The 12,924-nt window shown below is 37.4% G+C and carries 12 protein-coding genes; 3 read left to right on the top strand and 9 right to left on the bottom strand.

What is annotated here, in order from left to right; genetic code table 11:
• Positions 1–44: 44 nt before the first annotated feature.
• The 9 genes from IGI72_RS04555 to IGI72_RS04515 all read right to left on the bottom strand — a co-directional run bounded on the left by IGI72_RS04555 (position 45) and on the right by IGI72_RS04515 (position 9,406).
• Positions 45–2,732, bottom strand: a complete 2,688-nt coding sequence (locus tag IGI72_RS04555) for a WxL domain-containing protein (protein WP_175445293.1) — start codon at positions 2,730–2,732, stop codon at positions 45–47.
• Positions 2,687–3,415, bottom strand: coding sequence for a WxL domain-containing protein (locus IGI72_RS04550; protein WP_074536556.1), 729 nt, complete (start codon positions 3,413–3,415; stop codon positions 2,687–2,689). Before IGI72_RS04550 ends, IGI72_RS04555 begins: the two co-directional genes overlap by 46 nt.
• On the bottom strand, positions 3,381–3,719 hold the full coding sequence (locus IGI72_RS04545) for a hypothetical protein (protein WP_074536557.1): 339 nt from the start codon (positions 3,717–3,719) through the stop codon (positions 3,381–3,383). The genes IGI72_RS04550 and IGI72_RS04545 overlap by 35 nt, the downstream gene beginning before the upstream one ends.
• 461 nt (positions 3,720–4,180) lie before the next feature.
• Entirely contained in the window at positions 4,181–5,656 is a 1,476-nt protein-coding gene (locus IGI72_RS04540; protein ID WP_159161295.1) for a helix-turn-helix domain-containing protein, read from the bottom strand.
• A gap of 555 nt (positions 5,657–6,211) precedes the next feature.
• A complete protein-coding gene (locus tag IGI72_RS04535) occupies positions 6,212–6,520 on the bottom strand; it encodes a hypothetical protein (RefSeq protein ID WP_159161296.1) in 309 nt (102 codons plus the stop codon).
• Between the two features lie 68 nt (positions 6,521–6,588).
• Entirely contained in the window at positions 6,589–8,259 is a 1,671-nt protein-coding gene (locus tag IGI72_RS04530; RefSeq protein WP_438753289.1) for an LPXTG cell wall anchor domain-containing protein, read from the bottom strand.
• A 134-nt stretch (positions 8,260–8,393) separates the two neighbouring features.
• Complete coding sequence (locus IGI72_RS04525) at positions 8,394–8,666, bottom strand: hypothetical protein (RefSeq protein ID WP_074536942.1); 273 nt, start codon at positions 8,664–8,666, stop codon at positions 8,394–8,396.
• Between the two features lie 3 nt (positions 8,667–8,669).
• Complete coding sequence (locus IGI72_RS04520; RefSeq protein WP_159161298.1) at positions 8,670–8,834, bottom strand: hypothetical protein; 165 nt, start codon at positions 8,832–8,834, stop codon at positions 8,670–8,672.
• Positions 8,835–9,058: 224 nt separating this feature from the next.
• Positions 9,059–9,406, bottom strand: coding sequence for a DUF7006 family protein (locus tag IGI72_RS04515; protein ID WP_074536943.1), 348 nt, complete (start codon positions 9,404–9,406; stop codon positions 9,059–9,061).
• 627 nt (positions 9,407–10,033) lie between these two features.
• On the opposite strand from IGI72_RS04515, the gene IGI72_RS04510 reads away from it, so the two are divergent.
• From IGI72_RS04510 to IGI72_RS04500, 3 genes are all read left to right on the top strand, one after another.
• A complete protein-coding gene (locus IGI72_RS04510; protein WP_081343914.1) occupies positions 10,034–10,906 on the top strand; it encodes a CPBP family intramembrane glutamic endopeptidase in 873 nt (290 codons plus the stop codon).
• A 91-nt stretch (positions 10,907–10,997) separates the two neighbouring features.
• A complete protein-coding gene (locus IGI72_RS04505) occupies positions 10,998–11,867 on the top strand; it encodes an Rgg/GadR/MutR family transcriptional regulator (protein WP_074536945.1) in 870 nt (289 codons plus the stop codon).
• Positions 11,868–11,883: 16 nt separating this feature from the next.
• Positions 11,884–12,528, top strand: coding sequence for a CPBP family glutamic-type intramembrane protease (locus IGI72_RS04500; protein WP_159161300.1), 645 nt, complete (start codon positions 11,884–11,886; stop codon positions 12,526–12,528).
• Positions 12,529–12,924: the final 396 nt, after the last annotated feature.

The raw sequence follows: 12,924 nt of genomic DNA, 5'->3' as shown, positions 1-12,924 counted from the left end.
GGCTGTTTGAACATCTGATGAAGTACGCATCCAGTTGATTTCTATCATTGAATGACATTATCAGGGACCGATTGAAGAATCCACTCCAAGGTGGTTTCATATGTTCCAGTTTGACGTTCCTGTTCGGACTCTAAGTGCAGTACAACACTCTCAGCCGCTTGGTCTGTTGTACCAAAGGCAAATAACCACGTTTCTAATCCCGATCCTGCTTGTGCCTGAGCGACAGTAGATGAAACACCCGGAAGGAGCGAGAGTTGTTCTGAATGGGTAGGCTGATTTTCTTGATCGGACGCTGCTATTGCTTGAATATGATGAAACTGCAAAGAAGCGCCAGCTAAAACATGCCCTGTTTCGCTATTCTTAAACTGTTCTCGTTGTTTCACAGATAAGCGCCACCCATCACTTTGATTTCTTCCACGTCTATCAGAAACTTGCACAAAATTTGCACGTGTTTCATTTGCTGTTGTTCTTAATGGTTCGGCGTATAGTGTTTCCGGTGCAAAATACGATATTTCTTGATCCCCAAACTGAATCGTAGGAACAAAATCAATGCTTAAAAATCCTTGATTTTCTGGCAGTTCTGGCATCACCTCTGGATGCAATTCTTCTTGAGGATTCTCTGGATCTTTAGGTGAGACTTGTAACGGCCTTATTGTTACTGGAACGGTGTAATCCATTTGAGCGTATTGCCCAGAGGATAACTTTTCTTGCACTCGAACAACCATGGATGAATCTCCTGGCTGATTCGTATCAGGCATTTCAATGATCTCCGCTATGGAAACGTACCCTTCAGCAATGTCAAAATCAAAAAAACTTTCTGCTACTACCAATAACTCCTCTTCAGAAATATATTGCCAAACCTCATTGTTCAGCAACGGCTTCAACTGATTGATCACTAACGGTCTTAGGTTAGTTGCTGTCACTTCATAAAATGCACTATTTTTATGATTCGTGTGATCTGTGCCTACATTTTCTTCTGCTTCATCTTGCATAAGTACATTCCATTCTAGATTAGAGAAGCCAGCTAAGGCGCCATCAAATTCCTCTCCTGATGAAAACAAGTGCGTCGCGCTGACGATATCACCAACCGATAACTGTAGACGTCCATTTTCTCCCACCGCATTTTCAAAATCTTGTTGTGCTTCGGCAGGTGTTTGCTGAGTAGACAACGTAAAGTCAAAAAAATGTTGGCCTTGGTTTACAAGAATAGTGGCGGAGCCTGAGTATGCATGAAGGGAAGCAAACTCTTGATTTGGCAACTGCTGGATCATTGGTGTAGTTGGATTTGTCCCACCGTGTCCTGGCGATAGGGACAGTTCAGGGCCCAATTCTCCAACGTGATGTGTAAAAGCGGCTATTGTTCGCCACTCCTCGAAGTTATTCGCCCATGTTCCACGTAAACGTATTGTGTTGCCCCAACGAACGGAAATGGGAATACGGACAGATAACGTATGCACCGTTCGATATGTAATGGTCACATCTTTAAATCGATCACCTATATAAAGATAGGAGGATGAGTCAATGTAAGTAACATCGTACTCCCCTGAAGACAACAAGACACCATCTGCCGTTACCGTATGAATCGCACTGCCTAAATCTATGTCTTGGGTTCCCTCTCCTAGAAGGATTGTTTGGGGACTTACTTGTGCTTCAAGATCAATTGTTTCTTCCCAGACATATACGCCAGGATTCGCACCATTATACCCAGACATAAATGCAGTTGAACTAGCAAATGAAACAAAATTAGTTGAACTAGCCAAACTATCTTGAAGTACCCAACGCCCCGTATAGGTTTCCGTTACCGGTATATTGGATAACCAGGTACCGTTAATTCTTGTTCCGGTACCTAAAGTGAGATGATTGAAAGATGTCGCTCTAAACATGTTAATAACTAAGATATTGGCATGCCACGAACTTATATCTAGTTTTTTTAGATTGGACATTTCAGCGAACATTGTAGAAGTACTAGTAACATTGGACATATCCCATTGACTCAAATCTAATTCTGTCATACTACTTGCTCCTTGAAACATTGAGTTCATATTTGTTACATTAGCAGTATCAAACTTTTCAATGCCTTGTATACTTTTCAATTGAGTTAATCCACTGAACAAGCTTACAGCACTACTACCCAAGATGACTCTATCTTCAAGTACTATCTGTTCAACTTCAGTATAGGTTTTCCAAGGCGCTAGTCCGGTCAACCCAACCTCGCCTCCCCTGAGAACGATTGTTGACGATACCAAATCATAGGTCCATGGAACTGTCCCCCATACGCCAGTGATCAACTGACCTGCGAAAGAGTGGTTTTCAGAAGAAACCGCATTCTCTTCTTGCTTGCTTTCTGAAGTGTCCCTACCACTATCACTGGGAGAAACCGCGTCATCTCTTGCCACTTTATCGCTTGATTGAATCTCATCTTCCTCATTATGATTACTGCTTTCCTCAACGCTATCTTCCATAAAAGAATCACTAGTTTCCTCATAGACTTCGTCTATAGATACTGTTTGAGCAAAAGTTAGCATTGGGGATGAATGACTGATTAAAGAAAGTATCGCTATCAAAACTATGAATTTCTTCATTTTCTTCTCCTCATATTTCAACGAAATAATCTTCTTACAAATATTGTTGATCTCATTCATATAAAAGAGACCAACAATATTCTGCCAATATGTTTTTGTTGTTCTTAAATAACAGGGTCCAGCGAAGAAGGGACATTGCTTAGACTCCAATTCAATTCACTTGTGAATTGGCCGTTTGCTCGTTCCCCAGGAATTTCTAAAACAATATTCGGATTCACCTCACCATTTAACGTTCCCCAAGTAATCGAATTCCATCCACGCCCGTTAAGCACTTCTGCACCCATAAGAATTTGGCTGCCATGTTCCGCCGAAATAGTGACAGGATTTGAGTGAATAGCAACCTCGGAATCCCAGGCTTGAGAAAGTCTTGGGTTACTAAACGTAATGGATGCACCATTCAATTGCACATTATTATCATTTGTAAATGGTGTTACTTGTTCAACTCTCAACGTCCATCCTGTTGATACATCACGGGTATCACGAATCTGAGCAAAATGTGGACGCAAAACTTCTTCCCCAGAATCATCATTCACTTCAAAGGACTCTGCCAGAGCCTCAAATTTTAGCAAACCTGTTGAATGAACATTATCGTGCATCCCAAAATTTAAAGTAGGCACGTAGGTTATGGAAAATTCTCCGGTTTGTACTGGGGGAATGATAATTCCAGGACCTGGATCTGGATCTGGATCAACCGTATCAACATCATCAATTATCGAAAGAGTTACTTCTCCTTCTGTTTCTGCATTTCTTGTTATTTGTTCGGCTGAAGCTGTAACAACATTTCCAAACAATAGGCTGCTAAGTAATACGATTGCTAAATACTTCTTTTTCACTTCTTTTTCCTTCTTTCCTTTTCTTTAATAAGACAAACACGATCAACAAAATGCCTCCTAAAAAGACATTATGTGTTTCTCTTATAGCCATTAACTGGGGAAACCTTCCTGGCTTCTTATATGAGGGGATTTCTTGAATGTCTGCCTGATCTCCTTTTGGTGGTTCCGGCTGTATTTCGTCTTGAATGATATTTTGAAAGGTAATCGAACTATTCGATTGAACCGTTTGAGCAGAAACAGCTGGGACAAAAATCCACAATGCTAATAAACAAAACCAAATACATTTCCTCTTTAATAATTGCACATACAATCACCCCTTTTTGAACTTTTGGAAATAGTATCGAGCGCTTTAAACTCTATGTTAAATATATTTCGGATGGTGTTGGTTCAGGTTTTTCTGTAGGTTAATACGCACCCGTTAAGCCAATTAGTGCATCTGTCTCAACTTTTTAAGTTTCTTGTAAAAACAATTGGTTTGTCTCATAATTCTTCGATTTTTAGAGAAGAACAAAAATAGACATTCGATCCGATCGAATGTCTTGGAAAAGTTATTAGATTAGGTTTTCTATTTTAGAGAATAAACAACAAATGTCTATTCTAAAAAACGAAGGTTTTTGATACATTTGTCTGTAAGTTTGTATGCATACCTAATTCTTACATGACTAAGGTTACATGATTTTTAGATAAAATGGGAATCAACATTTTCATATACGGATGAAATAAATGAAAAAACACTCGTTAATACCTTTAACGAGTGTACGGAGATTAGAGAAATGGTTTTCGATACGGATCAATTTTTCTTTCCAGATTCCGCCAGTCATGCTCATCTGGGACAGCTTTTAATAACAAGTAATCAGTTTCAATAATATAGTCTAAGAGGTACCGATTATAGTTTGTGACAATCAAATCAATATGATCGGCATTTAACATTTCTTGTGTCAGATGTTGCAATGGCAAAAAGGTTAACTTGTGCTTTGTACCAAACTGTTGCATTGCACGAGTTCGAATCTGTTGGCAGATGAAGTGATCACCTTCTAGAAGAAAATAAATTCTTTTTGTCGGTGAATAAAAATCAAAAATCAAATCACTGTAGATCGTTAAACTCACACAAATATCTTCAAGATATGGCGCAGCCAAAAAGTCTTTTCTTTGATGCTTTTTTAAAAATCGTAAATTCCGTTGATAGTTTTCATTGTCAGAACGCATGAGAGATTCTTTGATGTCCTGTGCCTCTTTGTTCAATGCAGGAGCTAACGCATAGTTCACTTTTCTAGACAAAAAGAAGGATTGCAAGAAAATTTTTATCTTAGCATAACTCTCATTTGTGAGCTCAAACTCTTGTAAGTAAGCCTCCGTAAGTTTGGCAATTTCTGATCCTTGATGAAACTGCTGGTAGAACTTTTCCTCCGATGCTTCTCGATCTAAGGTACGTTTACAAATAGTAACTAAATAAATCCATGCAAATTCTTCCTTCGCTAGTTCTACGCCGTAAAGCTTGTTGATTCCGTCTTTTAAAGAATACAAGAGGGAGAAGCTATTTCCTTTGTAGGCTAATTCAATCAAATATTTCGGGACTGTTATCGGAAAACCAAGACTCGCTCGTTTGATTGCAATAAAAAAAGTATAGTAAAAAGCAGCTGGTGTTGTTCCAGAGCCAATATCATATTGTCCTAGTTTGTTGTTTAACTGGGTTAAGACCAACTCATGCAATACGGGGTCGGGAACAAGGGTATGAGCAGTATCAATCCCTTCGTAATAAAAGTCTTTGAAGAATTTCCGTAAATCCGCTTCGCTCCCTTCAATTGTCAATGGATTCGACACCCATTTTAACCGATAACTGCTCAATATTTTGTTCGATTGACCCAACAACCGTCGAAACGTGCTCTCAGAAAAATGATAATGATGGGCCAACTCGTCAATATCCATCAATTCCCCTTGAAAAATATGACCGATGATTTCAAATAAGCACTCATTTTCTAGCAAATCTTGTTTCTTTTCTTGGTACACGGAAGGTTTTTTCTCTTCAAAAAGAAAGCCACTATTCCCCGAAATTAGGGTGATACAATCACCAAAATAGTCTTTCACATACTTGAGATCATTTGCAATTGTGCGTTGTGTGACTTGCATCTTTTCTGCCATTTCACCAATTGTAAATAAACGATCTCGTTCCATCACACTCAAAACTCGAAATAAGCGCTTAGTTGTGCGATTACTGATAAATGCTAACTGTAAGTCTCTCATATTCTCCGCCTCATTTCTCATTATCAGATTCTTCTTTTTATACTATTACATAAATAGAACAAAAAGTGAAAATAAAGAATTTAACAAGATGAGCTACTCTGTTCCTTTTTAATTTTCCACAACATACCTGACCACCAACAATTGAGCTGCTTTAAAAGCTTTCAAATGACAAAATAAAAACGGGGTCAAAAACTTAAAAGTTTCTGACCCTTTTATTATTTCCTGAACAGTTCACAAAATATGAAGAGCTCAACTATTCTTACTTAAAGTATTTTTCCTTTCATTTATAAGATTAGAAAAATATTCCGTTTGGTGCTTAGTCTTTAAAGCTCTGAAGTAATCGTGCCTGCAATGACAAACCTGCAGTACTACAATACTGCAGGCCTATCAGCTGTAACGTTGGTCTATCGCTCTTTCTTGACCGTTTCGATCACTGGTACAGCTACTAATAAAAATATTATAAAGAACCCCAAAAGAAAAGCCGTGTGACTTTCTACGCCTATGACTTCAAAAGCGAATATCATAGCGATCCCAAAAATGATACTAGCGATAAACTCAAGCAATGGTGATTTTCTCCGTGACCTTGTTATCAGTGATAATCATTAATTCTTCATTGCGTATTCTTACTTGATCCACGAATGACAAGTAACGCAAGGAGTTCTCAGAACGTGTGTGCCAATGGTGCAAGCGGTACGCCTTCATACACTCAAAGTCTTTTCTTAGATAAATTTCAATGCTGCTCGGTACTAAATCACTGACGATCTTTTTAATAGCAGTATGTAAGTAGTCGCCCTCGTTTAAATATATGCGGCCTTGTTTTACCACACTGTCGATCTGTTCCTGCGTGTATTTTCTCATTGGCATATTTATCCCCCTAATTTCCTTTGTAGTTTACTCCTTGATACAAGAAAAGCCCAAAAGTGAGATTTTTCTTATCGTTTTGAGTGTTTTCCGATTGGTTTTCTAGGTTTGAAAAATAGTACTCCGGCTCCTGCAACAAGCGTTAAGCCAATCGCTGATAAAGCACTAGATAGCAAGCTGTCAGTTTCGCCTGTTTTTGGTAAAGCTACGATATTTGAAACGCCTGCGATCTCAGTAATCATTTTATCAGTGTCTGTTTTGCTCTCTGCTCCGTTTTGATCTGCTTGGATCTTGTTAGCCGGTTGATCGTATGTGCTGCTCTTTCCTGCGATCAAAGCGATCGTTTTTGTTTCGTCTGTGTCAGCTGTAGCCTTCGTGATATCGTGTTTGTCAGATTTAGTGGAATCTTTTTGAGCGGGATCTTTTTGATCCACCTCAGCGATCACTTTCACTTTTGATCCTTCGATATGCGTTGGTTTCGTGATATCATCATAGGCTGTCAAATCTTGCTCTGGATCTTGTACGTCCGTGATCACTGTTTCTGATCTTGTAATAGGTGTAAGTTCAAAAATCGGATCTGACACCTCAGCAATGATAGAAGGTTCAAAAGTTTCAACTGCAGTCCATTGGGTAGGCTGATTGTAAACCGTCTCTGTGTAAGTCGTTTTGCCTGTTTCTACGGCTTGCCATTGTGTTTCTGGTGTTTCGATCGTTTCTGTATAAACTGTTTTACCTGTTTCAATCGGTGTTTGTTCAAATGTGCGGTTTGACACGACTGCAGTAAAGGTTTCTGTTCCTGTAATAGGTGTAAGTTCAAAAATTGGATCTGACACCTCAGCTATGATAGAAGGTTCAAAAGTTTCAACTGCAGTCCATTGGGTAGGCTGATTGTAAACCGTCTCTGTGTAAGTCGTTTTGCCTGTTTCTACGGCTTGCCATTGTGTTTCTGGTGTTTCGATCGTTTCTGTATAAACTGTTTTACCTGTTTCGATCGGTGTTTGTTCAAATGTGCGGTTTGACACGTCTGCAGTAAAGGTTTCTGTTCCTGTAATAGGTGTAAGTTCAAAAATTGGATCTGACACCTCAGCAATGATAGAAGGTTCAAAAGTTTCAACTGCAGTCCATTGGGTAGGCTGAATGTAAACCGTCTCTGTGTAAGTCGTTTTGCCTGCTTCTACGGCTTGCCATTGCGTTTCTAGTGTTTCGATCGTTTCTGTATAAACTGTTTTACCTGTTTCGATTGGTGTTTGTTCAAATGTGCGGTTTGACACGTCTGCAGTGAAGGTTTCTGATCCTTCTGCAGGGGCTTGATCGTAAACACTGTTATAAACCGTCTCAGTTAACGTCTGTGATCCCTCTGCAGGGGTTTGATCGTATGATTCATTTGGTACAGTCTCGATCACCGTTTCTGATTGCTCTGCGGCTTGCCAATCGGTTTCTGGTGTCGTTCCTTCTGCAGTAACCGTTTCGGATCCCTCAGCTGCAGTTTGATCGTATGATTGATTCTGCACGTCTTCGATCACTGTATCTTTTACTAGCGTTACCTCTACGCCGTCTCCGATCCATTTGCCGCCCTCGTTGTGAACCTCTAAGCCATTTTCTAATACGATCTTTTGACCGTCATTTGATACAACTTTCAAACCTGCGATTGTGTCGGCCGTTACTACTGCTACACTCCCCGCTTCTGCTGCGATAATACCCGTAAGTGCTATAACTGTAAGTGCTACTGTTGATTTTTTCATTTTCTGTTTTCCCCTGCCTTTTATGTTTAGCTATCGAGAACCATGTCTATCTCACGTTAAAAAACGTTTGATTTGTGATAAAAGCGGCATGTTCATTTTGCGTTCATTTTTCATGAAAGTCTATACATTTTTCATTATTCTATATTTTCATACATTTCAATTTTAGATACCTTGCCACATTGGTATACTCTTACCCTCTGCGGTTTGGTGCCTGTGGTGTCTTTGATAGTTTCCTCTATTTCATTACTATTAATTTTATTACTACCCTTTATAGAAGCACCTTCCGTTATTTCTTTAGCAATTTGCTGTATAAAATGTTCAGATTTTGCTAAGGTATATCCAGCTAAAATAGCCAAAAAACAAGCTGTACCTATTGTAATCACTTTAATAATAGTTGTTTTCTTCATAAATTAGTTCCCTTTTAGCAATAAACCTTGCTCCAGTAGTAACTGAACCAACTCGTGGACTTCTTGTCGATTACATCTTCTTTCGATCTCTTGTTGATGTTTCCTCCTTAGTTCACGTTCTATTTTTAGTGCTCTTCGACGATATTTTTTTTGTGTCAATTCTTCCATATGGCTCCTCTTTCTTTTTTACCTCAGTCTCGTAATAACCTAAATTAAAGTAAGTCATAATAAAATCTTTATATTAATACTTGCAATCTAAATCCTATTTTATGCTTTTTCACCGATAAATTTTTGACAAGTTTCAACATCATTAAGTATAGATTAAGTCCCCCGTCAAAATATCATCATTATAGTTACTAACCTCCTCATTTAAAACTATATACTTTTAGCTATCAAAGAAGTAACAAAGACTTTCTCTGACTATGGTGTATCAAACTTCCATCCATTTTTAAAATTTCTTGATAATATGAAGTGCTGTCTATTTCCGAAAGGCGAATAATTTCTTGTTCCGGCAACTCGAAGATATTGTCTTCAATTAGACTAGACAGGATTTGTAACTTCGCATCGAGTATTATTAACTCTTTAATAGAAGCCCATGCATTAGCAGATGAAATATACTGGATTACATTAGAAAATTCTTTTTTTATCTCCTCATAGTAGTCACGAATTTTTAAAGATGTCTGTTTTTCAATAGCTTGATCAAAAAATTGAAAATACTCTTTTTCTATATCCTTATCCATTTAGTTTCAATCCTTTCTAACTTTAATAGAACATAGAGACCGACAGAAAGTAACCAATAGACCAACACCAATAATTGTTAAAAACTGACTAATTATTCTATCTACCTTATCGAATCCTGTCTGCGGTAAATTAGATCTATTTAAATATTTTGAACTATGAACAAACACGCTATTATTCTTTGAACCCTCATCTGAAGTAATATTTATCCGTTTATTAATCGATTTGGAATGTTCTTTTGACGCAGATACTTCTACTTCCGGCAATGATGGTACTTTTTGTTCAATTGCTTTTGGTGTTTGGACCTCTACTTCTGACACAGAAGGTTTTTAGTCAGCTAAGCCGCTGACACTGTTTAATGTATTGATCAATACCACTGAGGTCGCAATAAACATCTTTTTATTCATATTCTCGCTCCTATTTTTATTTATTTATTTATGTGAGTATCATACAGCCAATAATTTTCTCACAACTATTTGGTCCTATTATCAGGACCAAATAGATTTTACTCACGTATCCTCTGTAAAATTTGCTTGTTAAGAAACGCTATACTAGCTATGTGTTTTTTTTAAATGCTATACTAATGGAAGGTTTGACGTTTCAAATTTTTTATAAAGGGAGAGATTAAAATGAAATTAGCACTCACTGATTCTATGGTACTAACCAAGAAGGAAAGAAAAAGAAGTATAACACTGGCTATCATAATAGGGGTTATTCTTATGGTTGGAGTCCAAACAGTTGTTACTGAGGTGCCCAAACAATTTGTTTCAAATATTGGCGCACAAGAAATTATTGCTTTATTTGTAAACATCTTTGTGATATTAGCAGTTTTGTTATTTTCACGCATATTTGAGAGTCGTTCAGCAGCTTCCTTTGGTTTCACTACGAAACAACCGCTAAAGAATGTTGAAATAGGTTTATTGACCGGCTTTGTTTTTCTATTGTTCGTATTTCTTGTTAATTTACTATCCGGTTCAATTGAAGTTTCTTTCAATTTAAAATCAATTAGTTGGCTCTATGTCATTGCCTCTTTTTTTGGCTTTTTATTTCAAGGGACAATGGAAGAAGTCGTTTGTCGTGGGTTTATAATGAACACAGTAAGCGCAAAAACGAATGTTTGGATGGGTGTGATTATCAATTCTCTTATTTTTACCGCTCTTCATGGGGTGAATGATTCAGTAACTGCGTTGGCGATCTTCAACTTATTTTTAGCTTCACTTATTTTGTCGTTCATCTTTTATCTTTCCGATAATCTGTTGCTCGTTGGTGCTTTCCATGCCATCTGGAACTTTATGTTGGGACCTTTTTTCGGAGTACCTGTTAGTGGGTACAGCATCTACTCCTCCATCTTTCAAACTGCTCCTTTGACTAACAAAACGCTAATCAATGGCGGTGGTTTTGGCTTTGAAGGTGGATTGGGTCTAACGATTTGTGCCATTTTGATGTTGATTGTCCTATTCTATTTTGTAAAGAAAAAAAATGACGATGCTGCTAGGGGATAAACTGGCGATAAGACATATGAAAAAACTATTCTATCAATAATGACCTTTTTCATTTTTGATTGTTCAACGAATAAAAAAAGGAGAGAGACGATTGAGTTACGGAGAACTGATTAGGAAAATTCGATTGGAGAAAGGTTTTTCACAAAAAGAAATTTATTATGATATTGTCACAAAATCCTATGCTATCGAATTTGAAAAAGGAAATCATGATTTATCTTTTAAGCTCTTATTGAAGGTATTGGATCGTTTGATGGTTGATTTAGAAGAGTTTTTCTTTATTTTCAATTACGATAACAAACAAACGAAAACCAACTGGGAAAAATTCGAACTTGCTTCCAATGGCAATGATTTGCAACTACTCAAGCAGTTATATGAGGAAGTTGCTAGTTCTCAGAAAAGTAGCGATCGTGTGTTTAAAGCAATGGTCAACATGAGGTATAAGGTTATGGTCCATTTCAAAGAAACTGGAACGGTAGATAACAGCCAAGCTGAAATCAGTGATATTGAAATTGTTGTAGATTATCTTGAGACCATTCAAACGTGGACATTGCAAGAAATACAGTTGTATTCGAATACAATGGGCTTTTTCAAACCTGAACAACAAATCCTTTTCTTCGATAATGCGTTGAAAAAAATTGGTATGTATCGTCTCTATCCTCCAGGAGAAACTATCTATGCAAAGCTTCTTATCAATAGTTGCGGTAACTTTATCGCTCAAGGAAATTTTACTTATGCAAGAAAAGCGGTGGTCCAGTTGCATCCCCTAACGCTCGGACTACGCAGCTCTGTATTTAAACTCTATCACTCGTTTTTTGAACAAGTCATTCTCTTTTGTACGGAAGAAAAAAAGGCTAGTAAAGCTGCAATAGAACAGACATTACAACTTTTCGATTTGCTGGGTTTTACTTATTTACGTGCCCAATGTTTCGATTTTTTCACCCAAATTCAAGCGATTTATTAGAAAGTAGGCGCTATGTATGAATAAACTTTATGACAACCCGATATCCCCTCTTCGAGTGATTCTCGGTTTGGTCCTTATTTTCTTTGGTTTTTTAAACTTATCTTTCGGATTTCTTCCCTTTCTAGAACCTTATTCTTTGTTACTAGGCAGCTTGATCGCATTCTTACTTACCTATAGTCTGAAGGGAACGGCTCATTTGTTTTCTAAACCAGAAAATCCTTTCCGCAACTTCTTTCTTTTCCTCCTTGCTGCCTTTGTCCTAAGTTTTGTCACTAGTTTTTTATTGGTTCTTATTTTAAAACTCGATTTAAAAGCCAATGACCTTAGTGGAAATATTCCATGGCTGCAACTGCCTTTTATGCTTTTAGGAGAAGAATTATTCAGTTTTTACGTTTTGATCATTTCTCTGAATTTCTTACAAAAAATCCCGCAACGAATGATCATTGCCACTTTACTCAGTTCCCTTGTATTCGCCATATTTCATATGCTGACTTACTGGAATGGAAGTTTCCTATTAACACTCGTCCATGTCCTCTTATTGCAAGGATGTGCTCGAATTCTTTTCAATGCAGCAGGTGTTCGATCGAATTCTCTCTATGTTCCGTGGCTCATCCATATTGTGTTTGATTTAATCACGTTGGGTGCTATTTCTTTTCTATAAACTTCAATTTTAATAGAACTTATAAGTTAAAAAATTCTAACTAGGTTTACAGTTTTAAATTTATGCTAATACAGCTTTCTTCTCGATTTTTAAACAGAAAGGGTCAAAAACGTTTAAGTTTCTGACCCTTTTATTATTGCCTGAACAGTTCACAAAATATGAATAACTCAACTATTCTTACTTAAAGTATTTTTCCTTTCAATTATAAGATTAGAAAAATATTCCGTTTGTTGCTTAGTCTTTAAAGACCTGATTGCGTGATTCACCAATTTTTGTACAACCGCTTCTCCGTTTAAAGTAAGTAATCTCAATCGTTTACTCCTTTTTAATCCTCAATTCGATTACCTTCTTTATCGCTCAAATAGACCATATTCGTAAGTAAAATACAACCGGACA

It is taken from the genome of Enterococcus sp. DIV1059_2 (genome assembly GCF_051713685.1).
Classification (GTDB): Bacteria; Bacillota; Bacilli; order Lactobacillales; family Enterococcaceae; genus Enterococcus_D; species Enterococcus_D casseliflavus.
The sequence above is the reverse complement of the archived record's forward strand: the minus strand, read 5'-3'. Positions and strand labels throughout refer to the sequence as shown.

Bases quoted from the DNA above. Each gene is read 5' to 3' on its own strand.
- IGI72_RS04540 (WP_159161295.1), bottom strand. From the start codon at position 5,656: ATGAGAGACTTACAGTTAGCATTTATCAGTAATCGCACAACTAAGCGC.
- IGI72_RS04535 (WP_159161296.1), bottom strand. From the start codon at position 6,520: ATGCCAATGAGAAAATACACGCAGGAACAGATCGACAGTGTGGTAAAA.
- IGI72_RS04530 (WP_438753289.1), bottom strand. From the start codon at position 8,259: ATGAAAAAATCAACAGTAGCACTTACAGTTATAGCACTTACGGGTATT.
- IGI72_RS04525 (WP_074536942.1), bottom strand. From the start codon at position 8,666: ATGAAGAAAACAACTATTATTAAAGTGATTACAATAGGTACAGCTTGT.
- IGI72_RS04520 (WP_159161298.1), bottom strand. From the start codon at position 8,834: ATGGAAGAATTGACACAAAAAAAATATCGTCGAAGAGCACTAAAAATA.
- IGI72_RS04515 (WP_074536943.1), bottom strand. From the start codon at position 9,406: ATGGATAAGGATATAGAAAAAGAGTATTTTCAATTTTTTGATCAAGCT.
- IGI72_RS04510 (WP_081343914.1), top strand. From the start codon at position 10,034: ATGAAATTAGCACTCACTGATTCTATGGTACTAACCAAGAAGGAAAGA.
- IGI72_RS04500 (WP_159161300.1), top strand. From the start codon at position 11,884: ATGAATAAACTTTATGACAACCCGATATCCCCTCTTCGAGTGATTCTC.